This is a genomic window from Parabacteroides sp. AF14-59 (assembly GCF_003479515.1).
Lineage (GTDB): Bacteria > Bacteroidota > Bacteroidia > Bacteroidales > Tannerellaceae > Parabacteroides > Parabacteroides faecis.
Window position 1 is genome coordinate 112720 of sequence record NZ_QUHH01000013.1, and the last position, 17436, is coordinate 130155.

Below are 17436 nucleotides of genomic sequence, written 5' to 3' on the forward strand. Positions count from 1 at the left end.
CCATATCTGGCGTCCATTTTCAAAAATATTCATAACGTATAAGGATTGGATTGGATTTTTCGGTGATAGTACTTATTTTATTTTTTGTTTTAAATTCTTCTGTGCAACCTTCATTTATACAAAACAGTAACCTATCTATTTCCTCTTGATGGAAATATGCATAGACTGCTGTTGAATCAGCATAGACAAAATTAATCGAAGGTTGATATCCTATTTTTTTAAAGGTCACATCATCATAAACAAAATTGAATAACCTAGATTGCTTTGATTTCATATTATAGACTATTCTAGTAACATCATTTTTACCATTATCTATTGTTATATAAAAAATAATATAATCTCCAAATTCAATATATTCATCTATATTGTATATTTTGTTCATATTAGTAAATACTGATTGTATCATAAAACCTTGATTTAGTTCTCTCGAATCATGTGAAAAAGTCATTTTACTTTTAACATCATTCACTGTCAATAGATTTTTTGATCTCAAAGTAAGAAAAGGCCAAATACCTTTAGAATCTACAGTTACAATCGTATCTGACAAGTTTTTAATAAATCGAACGCCATTTGGAGTATTATAAAACTCAGATCTTCCACCATAATCAGCCGCATATGATCCTTTATTATATTTCTTTGCAGAAAAATAAGATTCCTCTATAAAGAAATCTTTTTGATCTAACTTAAAAAGTAAAAAATCAGGATCTGGTTATTTATAATAATATGAACTTACATACAGATTGTTATCTATATAATCTATATATTCAACATTTGACTCAATCTTTATATAATTTGCATATTTATATTTTCCGGTATGAATATCATAAACATTAATCTTTTGTTTATTACAATCAAAAAGACATATATTTCCTCCCTTTTTATCAATTGAAAAATCCGAAATATTCAAATACTCTCCAGGTCCTTGCCCTATACTTCCTATTTTTCTTAAAAAACGACCATCCATACCGTACACAAAAACTGCCTTTGCTTTGTAAGTATCCAAAATATAAATCAAGCTATCAGCAACTTCGAGCTTATCTACAAACGAAAACATAGACTGATCAGTTAGTTCAGGTATTATGAAAGATGAACTATATACTGCTTCAGACAAATGAAATTTTGAGATCATTTTCAAAGTATCAAAATCAATGACATGAATAGACTCCAACATCTCATATGTATTAACATTCTTGGTTGTACAAGAATAAAAGCAACTCAAAATTAAAAATAGATTAATTAACTTCATACTTAATTCAATATCATCACACTAGAATTTTATACATATTATTTATCCATTGCAATAAACTTAAGATAGAACACACCTTCTATTTTCTATACATTACAGTATGTTTTCATAGTTCAATAACTTTTCAAGCGTATAAAAATATTATATATAACATTCTAATCACGATTACAATTTTCTAATTTAAGCAATTCAAATCAGTAGATAATTCAGTCATTGAATAGTTTATAATATCATTCATGATAGTGCATCCATAAACTAATAATTTATAAATACTTAGTACTATAACATAAAGGGCCATCCCAAAAACACTAACAACATAACAGTTAGGATAAATAATAATAGAGCTCGATATCTTTGTCCATTTTTATACAGATTATATATACTTCTACCATAATAAACAGTCAAAAATATTGCTATTACAATTAGAAACATAGAAATATAATCCACAAATTTATCACTCCCATATAACCAATTCCTGCCATTTGTCACAATATTACTAATTAGTAAATAAGTAAACAATAGGATTGAAACAATTATGTTTATAAACAATTTCACATTCTTCATAATATATTACATTACAGAATAGCATATGGTAAATCCGGTGTCAACAGTGATCAATGTGACTCTGATTACTATTGATCACCGGATTAGTAAATAAAAAAAAGAATAATACCTAATGAATCAAGCCATCACCTGCCGGAGAATAAGCCCCTATTTCACCAATATAAGCATACGATGAACGAGAATTCGAAGCGACATAATACATGAAATAGCGTGCTTTAACAACATTAGCCGCCCTTGAAAATTGAGGGATATCGACTACATTATCTAAAGAGTAAACACCATAATCCTTCCATCCCGCATCATTACTGTCTGACGGATCAGTCAATGATTCTGCATAGAATATCTGGTGAGTCGGTTGAGCACCACCCGAATCATCCATACGACGATATACTTCAAAACTCGATATATCAACCATTTCTCCCATATCTACAATAAAATAATGAGGGAAAGGAGCCGTCGGGTTATGCTCCGTATGCCAAGGAGTATTAATATCACCATCGATAGCATTCGTTGCCGGCCATTCCGGGGAAGCTGAAGCTGAGCTGAAACCGACAATCTTCCAATTCGATTTGTCTATCGGACGTTCATAATAAACCGGTATACTCTTAGATGTAGACATGAAAGTATCTATAGCATTCTCCTCCGGTAAGAAGCGTAAGTTGTAACTTATATTTCCCTTTAACTTATGTAGGGTTGTAGTAGTGGCATCAGCCGGAACCTCCATGCGGACCGTTTTGTCGGAAATATCAGTATATTGCAACTCCATACCGATAGCCCCTCTGACTGTTCCTCCCCAATAGATCACCATCGAATCGCCTCTCATATCGTAACGGGTAAATTCGGTTGTATAACTTCGGTTAGAAAGTCCGTTCTTATAGTTCTCGCCATAAGAAGATCCGGTAGCTTCATATTCCAACGAACGGTTACCGAACTTATCGAAGCTGACTAACTGGAACAGATACCCGCTCTCCGGCATATCATCGAGCATAACAGGAAAAACTCCGGTTCGCCCTCCTATCTCGACATCGACCGAGTCTACATAATTATTCCAGTAGATACGTACATTATCTATACGTTGTGCTTTTATATGAAGGTTCAATTGAATCCGGTTCTCACCGGCCTGAACTCCCACACTATCCACTTTTGCAGCGTAAGCGATCTCCCCTTCGTCAAGATACCTGTCAGTAAGATCATTCATTTTCGTACATGACTGGCCAGCGATCACCAACAGCATCAGTAATGCAAAATATACTTTATTGAATTTCATAAACTGTTCTTTTTATAGTTATTGATATAATTCGGATCTGTTATCTCCAAACACAAACAATTCTCCAATCTGGAAATTATCACCACCAGTCCAAGTCCTAAGAACCCTTATACGAATCCATCGAACAGCCGGAACATCCAACGGCATAATAAAATTCTCGCCGGAAGTGAGGGCTACATCATCATCTTCTGCACTATGCTGCCCCAATGGAAGCCCTGAAGGCTTTACAGATTCAAAAGAGCCTAACAATGTCCAGCTATCCCAATTACCCGTAGGATCATAATCTTTAGTTCCATAAACTTCAAACTGTTTTAGGTTTCCTTCAGAAAAAACATAGACATCACCACGTTGATAAAGTAACAGACGGCTTATTTTACCTACCGTCCCCATGTCGATAGTGATCGATTGAGGCCAGATTCCGGTTCCACCGGGAGAACTGAACCCATTATCCCCCTTACCATACACATTATCCCATATACGGGACATTCCCCAACCTTGTGTTTCACCAATATCGTTCGGCAATTTCGCATCGGCCCATTTACTCCTGTCGAATGAAGTTTCGAACATTGGCGTCAATTCTTTATAAAGCGTCTGACTAACATTTCCCCAACGATCTTTTACGTAAATTCCGAAATTCATTGGAATAGTATCCAAACCACGGGTAGCTCCGCTACCCTCTACAACCGTCGTATAAAATGTTTCCAAAGGTTGATAATCTCCGTATTCATCTTCACGCACAATATGAACAGTCACTTCATCCCGGTTTGTATTTGTCCATTTTCCTTGTACACCACCAAAATCCTGTACCAAATCAAGTGTTTTACCGATTGTTATTACAGGAGGTTCTTCAGGATTGACAGTCACTTTCACAGGCACAGATTCGTTACTGCTCCGATCCACCGCAATAAGAGAAACCTCACGCGGTTCCGTATCACCAAAACCAACCACCTTGATCGTATCGTTATAAAGAGAACTTTTAGCCTCAGCCACACCATCTTTCAGATCATAAAGAGCTTTTACATACAGTAAATCTTCATCATCCGGCAAAGTATAACTAAGAATAGCCCCTCCGGGAATATTTTTCACATTTACATTCGATACGGCCCCCGGAGCAATAGAATCTATAGGTTGTTGCCCTACCGGGGCCTCACTGCATGACCAGGTGATCAAACCTAGTGTCATAACAGACAGTATAATTTTATTTTTCATATTCGTCTTATTATAATGTATTAAATATAGAATTCTCTACCATCCGTAGTTTTGTATAAGATTCTTATTCGCAACAATATTCGTTTCCCGGATAGGCATAAAATAATCTTTCACCGTCACTTTTACAGGAACTTCCGCCACATTCTGCAATTTATAAAAGTCTTCAGGTGTCTCACCCATGATATTCCATCCCTGAGGCTGTACATTGTAAGTATTGATCTCTTTCCAACGACGAACATCCCAGTAACGTTTGGATTCAAAAGCAAACTCGATCGTCCTTTCGTCGTGGATGATGCTGCGTAGCCCTTCTTTTGTAGATGGTTTAGACGGATCAGTGGAATATTTTCTCCATGAGTCTACTACACCTTCCAATCCGGCACGTTCACGAACCCGGTCTATGTATTCGTAAGCTTCTGTCGAAGGACCGGAATATTCATTCAACGCTTCCGCATAGAGCAAATAAAGATCGGCCAAACGGATAACAGGGAAAGGATAAAATTCAGGTGATGAAATATTATTGGCAGTAACACCGTTTTTATAACTAGCCATTTTCTTCGGTGCATACCCGGTTATGGAATAGGAACTCCCCCCCTGAAAACCAGACCAGCCTAAATTCAAAAAGTTAGTATAATTACATGATTCGAAATCTGTTTTGCCATTCCCATAATAGATTCCCTGATCGAAGCCTATACTTGCATAAAAACGAGGTTCACGGTTGTAATGCATATAGCAGGTACGTTGCCCTTCCTTGACAAAATATTTCTCATCACCGGAAGAAGGTTCCGGCCGCAACTCATAGCGTTTATTATACCAGGCTTCTTTACTCCATTGTTTATCTTCACTCATAGGGACACCATTGGAGGTATAATAACTTTCTACTGTTTTAATCGTCGGAGCCCATTGAGCATTGATTGTATTGATCACTTCTGCATTAACACGTAAAACACGAGGAGTCGCAAAATTGGAACGGTCATTACATTGACTGTTTGTTCCTCCCCATATCAATTCACTGTTCCAACGTTCGCAAACGACCTGGCGTAGCATGGTCTGTAACTGAAAGACTGGGTTTTGAGTCAATGTGATCGGCTCAATATCCGTATAGAGTTTCTTACCGGCACTATGGCAGGATTCTATCGCCTCTTTACAAGCTTCTGCCGCGATTTTCCATTTTTCAGGATCGTAAGTCTGGTTAAACAAAACCGTTCCGCGATTATCTACCAGCCCCGCCATTTCCGTATTGCCATTAAACAAAGGACTGGCAGCCATCACCAGCATCTCGGCACGAATAGCCAGAGCTATTTGTTTATCTACACGACCGGCTTCAAGACTCATGACCATTTCCTTATAATCCGGTAAATCGGGCAATGCTTCCATGATCAGATCATTCACATAAGTCACTACATCATCTACTTGATCCCGATAAACAGCTACCTGGTCAGGTGAGGCAGAAACCGGAAGGTTTACATCTATAATAGGTATCGGGCCATAACATTTCAACAGATAATAATGATAATATGCCTTTAGAAATTTTACTTCTGCTATCCAGCGATCACGTTCGTATGATTCCAGATCGACAGTATTAGTAATGTTTTCAAGAAAAATATTACAATCGCGGATACCGATAAATAAACCTTTACCACCTTGCAGACCATCCCAAAAGTTCAGATAAGGATTATCCAATTTCTGGAAACCACGCTGCAAATAAGAGGCTGTAAAAGTCGGTAATACGCCTGTTGTCGGATAAAACTGCCACGTCTCGTCACCTCCGTTAATCGCCGGATCATTATATAAATCACCCCACTGCGGACGATAGCTGTAACAAGTATATAAAAACTTCTCGGCTGCTGCCCGATTCGTAAAAGCCGACTCAACCGTTGCAACGTTATCCGGTACTAAATCCAGATAACCGTCACACGAAATAAGTCCTTGTAGTAATGCTGCAAACATTAGTATTTTATAGAATGTTTTCATGTAAACTAATTTATTGATTAATTGAATCAAATAAGATAAAATTCGTTGCCACTCTCATATTTAGAAGGAGATCTGAGCTCCCAGGTTGAATACACGCTGAACCGGATAGCCTAAGCCATCTCCGCCCATTTCAGGGTCCCATAATTTGAAAGGGCTGAATGTTAACAGGTTCGTACCGCTGAAATAGATACGGAGGTTCTTTATATGAGCTTTTTTGACCGCGTTAGCCGGAACAGTATATCCTACCTCCAATGACTTCAAACGCAGGAATGAACCGTCGCGCATAAACCAGGTAGACGGTTTCTGATTATTTTCTACGGCTTCATAAGACAAACGGGGCCACAAGGCATACAGATTACGATTATCTTCCGACCAGTGATCGTCTGCAAATGCTTTCAACAAGGCATTTTGTCCGTCAAGGAAAGGAAGGACACCTTTATCCGCTTTATCCGATGAAGTATCGATCCAGAACGATTCACGTGCCAACCCCTGGAAGAAGAAGGACAAGTCCCATTGTTTATATCCACCGGACAAACCGAAACCATAAACGATCTCCGGACTTGTCGGATATCCCATCGGTACCATATCCAATTCGGTAATCTTACCGTCATTATTAATATCCTTATATTTAATATCACCGGCCATATAATTACCAAACTGGACAGGCGAATTACGAATATCCTCCTCATCAACAAACAAACGTTCTGCTACATAACCGAAATTCTGATTCAGGGAAGTTCCTATTTTCGACTTCCAGGGAGTATTGCTATAGTCCGGTTCTTCATAAAAAGTAAACTCACTGGTTGCATAAGTAAAATTGGCCATACCTGTCAACCATGCATCTTTATTGATCATATGGTTATAATTTAATGACAGGTCGATACCGCCACTTTTAGCCTTTCCCACATTTGCCATCACATCAGCCTGAAGTCCCATAGTTGTTGGAATGGAAGCACGTGACATTAAAATATTCCAACGGGATTCCATAAAATAATCGGCCTGAAATTCTAATTTATCAAAGAGTCCCAGTTCCACACCAAAATTTGTTTTCCGGGCAGTCTCCCAGGTTATTTCATCGTTCGGATAACGGGATATCTGGACACCATTCAATGTTCGTCCTCCAAAATTACCGTATGTACCGAATGAAGACTGTTTACCTTCGCTATTCATATTCACTTCCGATATATAGAAAAAGCGATCTTCAGGCCTACCGATCGCGTCGTTACCGGATAGTCCATGTGTGATTTTCAGTTTCAATTTATTAATTGTTTTCTTCAGATCGTCATTCCAGAATGCTTCATTGGAAACAAGCCAACCCAGACCGGCTGAAGGGAAGAAACCGAAACGTTCTTTTCTGGCAAAACGTTCAGAACCGTTATACCCGAAGTTCGCTTCAAGGAAATAGCGTGAATCATAAGCATAGGTCGCACGACCGGCAAAATTTACATTACGAGAAGGTAATGATAGCTGAAGCGTCTCTGCATCGGAAGTAAGAGATTGACGAAGTGTAAAAACCAACATGGCACCTACCGAATGTTTATCATTATAAGTTTGTACCCAGTTAGCTGCTGTTTCGAAATAGGTCGTAGAACTAACGACTTTTTTCCCAGGTTCAAAGCTCAGGGTTTCCTGTCCTTCCTGTTCGTTAAGAGCGGCCAGGGTATAAGTGTCTTCCAGTTTATTGTACGAACCGACCCGATAGAAGAATGGTTTGTACTGACGGGAAACGTCGAAGTAACCGTAACGGTTCGTATTAAACATCGCACGAAGTGACAACCCTTCCGTGATAAAATCAAGATTCTGTTTCAACTCGAACTGGGCCGCCATCTGTGAAGTTTGCGTATCTTTATATCCTTTCAACATATCTGCATACGGATTATTATACTGGCCCTTGTCCGCATTACCGAATAATATATGTTTGGTAAATTGATTGGCTGCATCCGGTTTATAATAAGGGGCAAATAAAACAGGGTTGGTACGCATGACTTTAGCAAACAGTTGATCACCGCCATCTATCGGTCCGGTATAATCATCAAAAGCGCCACTCAAACGAACCACAGCTTCGGTTGTTTTTGTAACATTGATATTCACATTTGCACGGAGCATATAACGTTTCAGACTAATATTATTGTTGAAGCTGTTTCTTTTATCAACATTCAATACCCCATTATCCGAAATATAACTACCGGCAATATAATAGCGGGCGACCTTACCACCACCACTTACGTTAAAGTTAGCCCGGTAGTTGAACGTATTTTTCTTAAACAGTTCATTATACCAGTCTGTAGCCGGATAAGCATATGGATTTACTCCTGCAATCGTATTATCTATTTTCTGTTGGGAGTAAGGCAATGTCCCCATCGGGTTACGGGTCAATACGGCTTCATTATGAAGACGCATATACGTTATCGGATCGGCCAGCTTAACCATTTTTGTAGGTTGTGACATGGAGCCTTCCAACCGGACACTAACCTGTGCAGCCCCTTCCGCTCCTTCTTTCGTTGTAACCAAGATAACGCCATTCGCACCACGAGAACCGTAAAGGGCAGTTGCTGTGGCATCCTTCATAATAGAGAAAGAGGCAATATCGTCCGGTTGAATACGGGATAATTCCGTTGTGGTAACTTCATTATTATCAATAAGAATAAGAGGATCTTTTTTATAACCGAAAGTAGTCACACCACGAATAAAGAACTCGGCATTATCTTTTCCCGGTTCACCACTTCGTTGATAGGCAATCACACCGGCCAAACGACCGGCCATTGCTGTAGTCAGGTTACTGGAAGGAACTTTTAGTTCCGATGGATTCAATGTTGTGATAGATCCGATAACACTTTCTTTCTTTTGTTTGGCAAAAGCGACAACGGTCACTTCCTCCAGTTCATCTGTTTTAGGTCTCATCGTGATTATAAGATCTTTCTTATCCTTGACCGTTATAATCTGATCTTCCATACCCAAATAAGAAACAGTTAGTTTTTCACCGATCGAAACACTGATCACAAACGACCCGTCGATATCTGTGGCAACACCTCTCGTACCACCTACAAGAACTATATTTGCACCGGGAAGAGGCTCTCCCATATCATCTATTACTTTTCCTTTTAAATTAAAGGTTGTCTGACTTTGATTCGGTATTATCCCACTTGAAGCCGATTTGCCCCTATCTACTCCTATATTAACCGATGCGAAAGATGTTGTATAGCTAAAAGCACATAGAATAGTTAGGGATACAGCTTTTCCTTTTATATTACTGTATATAGATTTATTCATTATATTGATATTAAGTTTAACAATTAAATATGTTAATTATTGATACAATTAAATAAGTTCATTTTATGTCTTCATAAGCAATTATATTAATGTTACTGACTCTTAGTTCTAGTGGAACTATGGTTAACAGCACAAACACAAGAAGAGATTACTCATTGTATTTCAACGTATTAATTATTTTACACATCATTAACACATAAAGATTCAGTTGATCAAGTAGTTGTTTTCAGGATAATTTTTGGAACATAATTAAGGATAGTGCCAGTTTTATTATATTAAATATCATTTTTGTAACTTGTGATTTTTATTTAATACGGATATTTGTAACAATTAACAATCCGGATTAAATTAACATAGTTCCACTAGAACTGAGGATACCTTTAAACAACAAATATGAAAATGCGAAAAAATATGGCAATAGGAAATTCCGGTTATATCCGCAAATAGCTTACATTATAAAGAGATGAGCCTTTCTTTTATAATGCAAGAATAACTTTTCCATGCCCGGAGAGGGGAACAAGGGGGATGTTAAAGTTAGTTGGATAAGCACCGGACCATCTATCAGCAGGCTTTGGATAAAATATCTATCCTTTGAAATGTTAAGACCTGACTTTTGAGTTTTAAATAAAGGACTTTTGATTTCAAAATAAGGGACTTTTAATTACAAAACATATATGTTTTGTTTAGGATAAACTTATAGCCTTTTGTTCCTCCAATTTCCCTTCCAGAGATAAAAGAACGAAATCAGCAACATCCCGTTATAAACATGTTCGGTTGTCCAGCAAACAGCGACATCGGCATGCAACCAGATACCAACCAGAAATGTATAAGCCACATACACAAAGATACTAGCCATATCTATCATCAGTGCCGACTGTGTATTCCCGGTTCCAGACACACTAAAAAAGTAGATAAAAGCAGGAACGGCCAATATATAGGAAGAAAGCATCACCCAAAGAGAAGAAGTTGAACTCTGTATCAGGTCCGGATTATCCGTATAGATGCGCAAAACCAAATCCGGAAACAAGGCGATCAATATAGCTAACGGCAGCACGAAGAAATAACAAAGCCGTATCATACGTCCGCATAATCCCAGGACCTGATCCGATTTACCGGAACCGATCAGGTTACTGACCAAAGAGCTGGATGTGGAAGCAAACGCATTCACAAACATAAAAAGAAAAGAAGAAATACTCCTCACCACATTCGTAACAGCCAACGGACGTTCTCCCTGATGCTCCATCACCACAAAGAAGATAAACCACCCCACGAATGCAATGCCATGCTGTACCATAATCCAGACAGACACATTCAATATTTGTTTGAGCATCCTGAAATCGATCCCCACAAAACTGAACATCGCATATTTCTTATAATCGATCTTCTTCCAGGTATAAATAATAAAGAACAGGACCGACACCGCCTCAGAAATAGAGGAAGCAATCGCCGCACCGGCAATTCCCAATGCAGGAAAACCGAACTTACCGAATATCAGGATATAATTCAGGACAACATTGGTCAATACCATCACGACTGAGTTGGCAGTCAATATCTTTGTCTTGGTGATACCCACATAAAATGCCCTGAACATGACGGCAATAAAAGAGAAGAAAAAGCCATACACACGCCAGTCGACATAACTCATGGTAGCCCGATATACATCGTCCGAACCGATCAGTTTCCGAAGGATCAACGGAGAATATAAATGAGATGCGGTAAATAAAACCGCCGCAAGTAACAACAGAAAAAGTGTCCCTTGCATGAAGACCGGACCGATCCGTGTATAATCGTGAGCACCGTTGCGCCGGGCAATCAGAACCTGTGCTCCGACACTGAAGCCGAACCCCAACATATAAATAACCAGGTAATACACACCGGCCAATGCCGATGCACCTAATTCAACCTCTCCTACCCGACCCAAATAAGCCGTGTCGGTCAACCCGATCATGTGCTCCATCAGCAAACTGATAAGTACAGGATAGGTAATCTGCCAGATTTGTTTATTCGTAAATTGCATAAAGGATATTCAAAAGGGCTGCAAAGGTAGTAATAAGAAGTTTTCCACACAATATAACGGATAAATATCCGTTTATCAATTTGTCATTACTATGCCGGGTAAATCGGATTAATATACCGGGTAAATGAAAATACCCCCGCGGGTAATATTTTTTAACGTATTAAAATGACAGAGAAAAAAGTAAATATATAACATAAAGATAGAACGATGAATTTCAAAATATTCCTGACATTCCTTATGACCGTCTGCTTTTGTAGTTGTAACGGACAAAATACGAACGCAAACAATATCACGGATGCGACTCCGATGCCTGTTAACCGGTTCGATAAAGCGTTGTATGAATTGATTTGTTCCGATGACACCACGCTCAATCAGCAGTTATTAAATCAATATCCTCAAATGACAGAGATTCTGGGGAAAGGTATTCTGAATATGCAGTCACCGGATCTGCCCGGCTTTTTCACCAAGTTGGAAAACTTTTATTCGGAGCCGACCCTGAAAAAGCTCTATGCGGATGCTATTGCAAAATACGAATCGGTCACAGAGATGGAACAATCACTTGGTAATGCATTTGCCTGGGTACATGAAAAATTTTCGGCAATGCAGATTCCGGCTTTATATATGCACATTTCCGGTTTAAATCAGAATGTGCTGGTCGGAGATAGCCTATTGTCTATTTCCATCGATAAATATATGGGGCAGGATTATCCGCTATACCAGGATTTTTTCTATGATTATCAACTTCGCAAAATGCAACCGTCACATATAGTTCCCGATTATGTCGCAGGTTGGCTGATGTCCGAATATCCTTTCACCGGCAAAGAGAATGTACTACTCGACCGGATGGTCTATGAAGGTAAGATCAAATATCTGGTTTTATCTGCCTTACCGGATATGTCTCCCGCCCAATTGTTCGGTTACACGGACGAAGCATGGGAATGGTGCAAAAACAATGAAGCAAATCTTTGGAAAGCGATTGTCGAACGTAAACATTTGTACACACCGGATCAGATGGCTACTACAAAATATTTTGAAGATATGCCCGCACAATTCCTGGCAAGCGATGCTCCCGGCAATATCGGAAGCTGGGTAGGACTGCAAATCATTCTGAAGTATATGAATGAAACCAATGCAACCCCCGAAGCACTGATGAAAAACGAAAATGCACAGGATATACTGACTCTATCCAAATATAAACCATAAGACATAAAAAAACCGCCCTATTCTCACGAACAAGACGGATAACCTAATCTAACTTAATTCTAATACCATGAAAAACACTATATCTTAATAACAGGGGTTGAAGAAAAAAGTTCAACGAACCTGTTTATTTTTATTTCTTTCACAAAGTAAAGATCGTGCGAAACCAAAAGCACTGTACCATTGTAGTCCTTGATGGCCGCTGTTATTATACTAACACTCCGGATATCCAAATTGTTCGTTGGTTCATCCAAAACAAATATATCCGGCGTGCTATTACTGACCATCAGGCAGCAGATAGCAAGCCTCATCTTCTCCCCACCGCTTAATTTTGAACAGTTTTTATCCCATGTACCGACCGGAAAAAGGAAACGGCTCAGGATCATTTTTAACTCATGCTCCGGTTTGGCAAACAGGTTGAATTGCTCCAACTGTTCAAAAACCGTCAGGTGAAGTTTCACGATCGAATATTCCTGGTCGATATATACATATTTGAAGTCTGCACGGGTAATCGTTCCCTCAGTCGGTTCCAATTCGCCCAGCAGCAACTTCAGCAATGTCGTTTTTCCCGCTCCGTTATTTCCGCTGAACTGGATACGGTCACCACTCCGAACCTGCAGGTTCAACGGTTCTTTCCATAAACCATCCTGACCATAACCAAAGTTCATATCCTTTACAGTGATCAATATTTTACCGGTATGAAGATTGGGGGAATTGAAATCCGTCTTCATCTGTTTCATATCCGGCAGCGTGTTCTGGATATCCGTAATGGTGGAATTGATCGAACCCATTTTCTCATCGTGTATATCCTTCAATTTAACGGTACTTTGTTCGGCATGCTGTTTCATGGCTCCCATCATTATCCGGGGAATGCCTTTCTTTATGGCTGCTTTCTCCCCTCTTACACTCGATTTGCTCTTTCTTTCAAGTGTTTCCCGGGCAATCTTCTTTGCCAACCGCAACTCTTTTTCTTTCTCGCTCAATTGATTCTGCAAGGCTGTCAATGCGACCTCTTTCTGTTCTTTATAAAAGTCGTAATTTCCACCATACAATGTAATCTTACTTCTTTCCAGTTCACAGGTGTAAGGCAGCAGGTTGAGCAGCGTCCTGTCATGGCTGACAATAAGCATGGTGGCACGGCTCGACTCGATAAAGCTATAAAGTTTCTTTCTGCTATTTACATCCAGATGGTTGGTCGGTTCGTCCATCAGGATGATCTCAGGAGAATGTATCTGAATACCGGCTAAATACACTTTCGTCTTTTCACCGCCGCTCAATGTACTCATCGATTGGTTCAGCCGGATATGTTCCAATCCCCAGGAGGAAAGAGCGGCCAGGCTTCGTTCTTCAATATTCCAGTCATCATCCAGAACGGTAAAATTATCGGCCGACGCATCTCCCGCTATAATGGCATGTAATGCATTGATTTTGGATTCGACCAACAAGGCTTGTACCACAGTCAACTGATCGTATTGACCGAAATGTTGCGGCACATAATAGGGTTTGGAAGAACAAACGACCTCCCCGGAGGAGGGTTTCAGACTTCCTTCAATAATACGTAACAAAGTTGATTTACCGGAACCGTTATTTCCCACTAATGATAATTGCTCCCCTTTGTTTACCATCAAACTGATATCTTGAAATAGTGGTTCTTTATCCGCATGGATATAGCAAAGCTGTTGTACTGATATGCACATAGTCTATCTGCTTTAAAAATGTTAGAAACTAAAATCTGGAAATAAAAAATGCGCCAGGATACAGCGCAGGACATAGCCGGAAGGTTATACAGAAACTTACTCCCATTCGGATCGGGAGCTACTCATAAATATGTTCTGAAACCGGCTTACTTGGATATTTTCATCGGTGTATTTATAAAATTATGGGGCAAAGATAATAAAAAAGCTGAAAGTCAGGATAAAAACATTGTAAAAAGATTTTTATTGAATAAATTTTCTACATTTGATCTACCGATGTAAATCAATAGTTATACAACAAATCACATAGCTTATAAAATTCTCAATAACAAACAAAAAGATCAGACCATGGAAAACAAAGAATTAATCCATTCGTTCCAAAAGCAACGATTAGATGTAGTAGATGCTTTAAGAGGCTTCGCTTTATTAGGTATCATATTGATACATAATATAGATCATTTCGATTTAGGTAATACAGTCACATCAGGGTCTACGTTTTTATCATTCATGGATAAAATTATCCAAGAAGAGATTTTCTTTGTTTTCGGAGGCAAATCCTATGCAATTTTTGCTCTGTTATTCGGTTTTAGTTTTTTTATCCAGTTTGAAAATAATAGGAAAAGAGGGAAAGATTTTGCCGGAAGATTTGCCTGGAGGATGGTTTTGTTATTTTGTTTCGGATTACTGCATGTTATGTTTTATTCCGGAGAAATTCTTTCATGCTATGCGGTAGCAGGCTTGATTCTAATTCCTTTTCATAACAAAAGTAATAAAGTATTACTACTACTCGCACTTTTTTGTATGCTGGAGCCTTGGGAATTATCAAAAATAGCTTACGCAATCTGTGAACCCTCTTATGTATTTAAACCCTGGTCACATAATTATTACTTAGAGGCGACAGAAGCTGCTAAAAATGCAACCAGCTTCATTGATGTAGCAAAAGTTAATTTACATGCCGGATTCATAAACGCTCATCTATTTGCATGGCATTCCGGTCGATATTTTCAGACATTATCACTTTTCTGTATCGGTATGTACCTGGGGAGAAAAGAATTATTTTTACAAACAAACAAAAGTGAAAAATTCTGGACTTACACTTTATATATATCGCTTCTGTCTTTCGCTATACTTTATCCGGTAAAAAACCATCTATCTCAACTGGGATTCCGTCCTGAAATCAGCGGACCTCTTGACGTTATCCTGAATATGTGGACAAACTTCTCGATGATGGCCATTCTAACTTCTTTGTTTATCATCGCCTGGTTTAAAATTATTTGCCGTAAATTCCAATCAATACTTATCCCATATGGACGTATGAGTCTGACAAACTACATCACTACCTCTATTATAGGATCTTTTATCTATTATCAATATGGCCTAGGACTCTATTCCTCGGCAGGAGTAACATGGAGTTTGCTTATCGGTCTTTGTATATTTTCAATCCAAGCATATCTTAGTAATTTATGGTTAAAGAAGCACAGAAGAGGTCCTTTAGAATGGATATGGTATAAAGGTACATATTTATATAAGTAGAAAAAAAGAATCAAAAAAGATAGGTAACTTCCCTGACTTAACGGGTAGTTACCATCTTCAAAAAATATTATCGGATACTCTTTACATTCCTCATTACCCTTTCAATGGCATCATCCATCTGGGCGATCGACTCCAGGCCAAGCGTCATACAGTGTAAATTGCTCCCGGTAACAGCAAACCGGATCGAACGTTCGCGTTCATCATCTGCAACATGCTTTCCTTCACCGAATATTTTCATTCCCATGATACCTTTTCCATTCTCCCGGGCCTTCCCTAAAAGAACATTCACATCTTCGGGTGTTCCGTCCATATGGCTCTGGAAAGGATTCAGACGGGCCAGAATAATATCGCACCACGGATTATCGGCTGCTTCCTTCATAGCCTCCCAGTTATGGCAAGATATTCCGACAGCCTTCACAATACCCTCTTCTTTTGCCTGGGCAAGACCGTCCATATAGAATTTACGTGTTTCAGGCCAGTCGCCGCTGGTCATGCAATGCATCAGTAAGATATCGAAATATTCGGTACCGGCTTCCTGACGGAAACGGTCGAGGGTTTTCCTGACCGGTTCTCTTTTCTCCGATCCATCATCATACGTCCACATCTTTGTCATCAGAGTTACTTTTTCACGAGGCAGTTCTTTTAAGGCCTTACCCACGAAAGGCTGGGAACCGTACATATCGGCCATATCGAAGAAACGGATTCCCCTTTCATAGCCGTGATGAGCCAGTTTCAGGAAATTATCCATTCCGATACGGGTTTGGTTGGATTCATAATTCCATCCTTTCGTTCCGGTACCCAAAGCGATACGGGAAACTTCCAGTCCTGTTTTGCCTAACTCCACTTTATCGACCGTCACATCGGAAGGAAGTACCCGCTGCATATCAGCCCAACCAACCTGTGCCAGCGACAAACCGGCTACTCCGGCAACACCTGTCCGGATAAATTTTCTTCTGTTCATCATTTTTATGTTGCTCATGGTAAAAGAATATTGAGTATTATTTTCGTGAATACAGATTAAGGATTTCACAAAAATAATACTATTTACCTAATTACCCGAACTTTAACAGAAAAGAGTGAATAATCAAGATATATCAGGAAGGATTGTGATCAGGTCCTCATTTTCCTCTACCAAATAAAAGGCTGTAAAAACCAACGGTTCTGTCTCCGAAGCGTTATCAAAATGAAGTACCGGCTGATCCCTGGGTTCGAAGAAAGCTTCACCTGTTTTTATTATCATCGGATCTCCTCCTTTCAACTGGAACAGAAGGGCCCCGGAAACGATACATCCTACCACCGGGCAACGATGTAAATGATAATCAGCTTTTCCTGCAGGAGGAAGAGTTACTTCTTTTATCTCAACTCTCGACACGGTCTGCTTTGAAAAACAGGCTGTCAACAAATCTCTTCTGAATACTTTTTCTTGTACCATCTTTCTATGTTTTTAATTATATGGCAAAGAAAG

Annotated in this window: 12 protein-coding genes; 2 read left to right on the plus strand and 10 right to left on the minus strand. The window is 39.1% G+C overall.

Annotation, left to right across the window (positions count from 1 at the left end):
- Nucleotides 1–19 precede the first annotated feature (19 nt).
- The 7 genes from DWW23_RS15110 to DWW23_RS15140 all read right to left on the minus strand — a co-directional run bounded on the left by DWW23_RS15110 (nt 20) and on the right by DWW23_RS15140 (nt 11544).
- A complete protein-coding gene (locus tag DWW23_RS15110) occupies nt 20–406 on the minus strand; it encodes a hypothetical protein (protein ID WP_147382617.1) in 387 nt (128 codons plus the stop codon).
- A 303-nt stretch (nt 407–709) separates the two neighbouring features.
- Entirely contained in the window at nt 710–1171 is a 462-nt protein-coding gene (locus tag DWW23_RS15115; protein WP_222941160.1) for a 6-bladed beta-propeller, read from the minus strand.
- Between the two features lie 748 nt (nt 1172–1919).
- Nucleotides 1920–3077 (minus strand): DUF4998 domain-containing protein, encoded by a 1158-nt coding sequence (locus DWW23_RS15120; RefSeq protein ID WP_122354111.1) that lies wholly within the window; start codon nt 3075–3077, stop codon nt 1920–1922.
- 18 nt (nt 3078–3095) lie between these two features.
- Nucleotides 3096–4286, minus strand: a complete 1191-nt coding sequence (locus DWW23_RS15125) for a DUF5000 domain-containing lipoprotein (protein WP_122354112.1) — start codon at nt 4284–4286, stop codon at nt 3096–3098.
- 36 nt (nt 4287–4322) lie between these two features.
- Entirely contained in the window at nt 4323–6257 is a 1935-nt protein-coding gene (locus tag DWW23_RS15130; RefSeq protein ID WP_122354113.1) for a RagB/SusD family nutrient uptake outer membrane protein, read from the minus strand.
- A 60-nt stretch (nt 6258–6317) separates the two neighbouring features.
- Nucleotides 6318–9527: a TonB-dependent receptor gene (locus tag DWW23_RS15135; RefSeq protein WP_122354114.1), complete on the minus strand. Its 3210-nt coding sequence runs from the start codon at nt 9525–9527 to the stop codon at nt 6318–6320.
- A 694-nt stretch (nt 9528–10221) separates the two neighbouring features.
- Nucleotides 10222–11544, minus strand: coding sequence for an MATE family efflux transporter (locus DWW23_RS15140; protein WP_122354115.1), 1323 nt, complete (start codon nt 11542–11544; stop codon nt 10222–10224).
- A 207-nt stretch (nt 11545–11751) separates the two neighbouring features.
- On the opposite strand from DWW23_RS15140, the gene DWW23_RS15145 reads away from it, so the two are divergent.
- Entirely contained in the window at nt 11752–12747 is a 996-nt protein-coding gene (locus tag DWW23_RS15145) for a gliding motility protein GldB (protein WP_122354116.1), read from the plus strand.
- A gap of 77 nt (nt 12748–12824) precedes the next feature.
- Here DWW23_RS15145 and DWW23_RS15150 read toward each other — a convergent pair whose 3' ends face one another.
- Nucleotides 12825–14441, minus strand: a complete 1617-nt coding sequence (locus DWW23_RS15150; RefSeq protein ID WP_122354117.1) for an ABC-F family ATP-binding cassette domain-containing protein — start codon at nt 14439–14441, stop codon at nt 12825–12827.
- 345 nt (nt 14442–14786) lie between these two features.
- On the opposite strand from DWW23_RS15150, the gene DWW23_RS15160 reads away from it, so the two are divergent.
- Nucleotides 14787–15971 (plus strand): DUF418 domain-containing protein, encoded by a 1185-nt coding sequence (locus DWW23_RS15160; RefSeq protein WP_122354119.1) that lies wholly within the window; start codon nt 14787–14789, stop codon nt 15969–15971.
- Nucleotides 15972–16038: 67 nt separating this feature from the next.
- On the opposite strand, the gene DWW23_RS15165 is transcribed toward DWW23_RS15160, so the two are convergent.
- Both DWW23_RS15165 and DWW23_RS15170 read right to left on the minus strand, forming a co-directional pair.
- Nucleotides 16039–16932 (minus strand): aldo/keto reductase, encoded by an 894-nt coding sequence (locus DWW23_RS15165; protein ID WP_122354159.1) that lies wholly within the window; start codon nt 16930–16932, stop codon nt 16039–16041.
- Nucleotides 16933–17055: 123 nt separating this feature from the next.
- Entirely contained in the window at nt 17056–17403 is a 348-nt protein-coding gene (locus DWW23_RS15170; RefSeq protein WP_122354120.1) for a cupin domain-containing protein, read from the minus strand.
- Between the last annotated feature and the right edge of the window lie 33 nt (nt 17404–17436).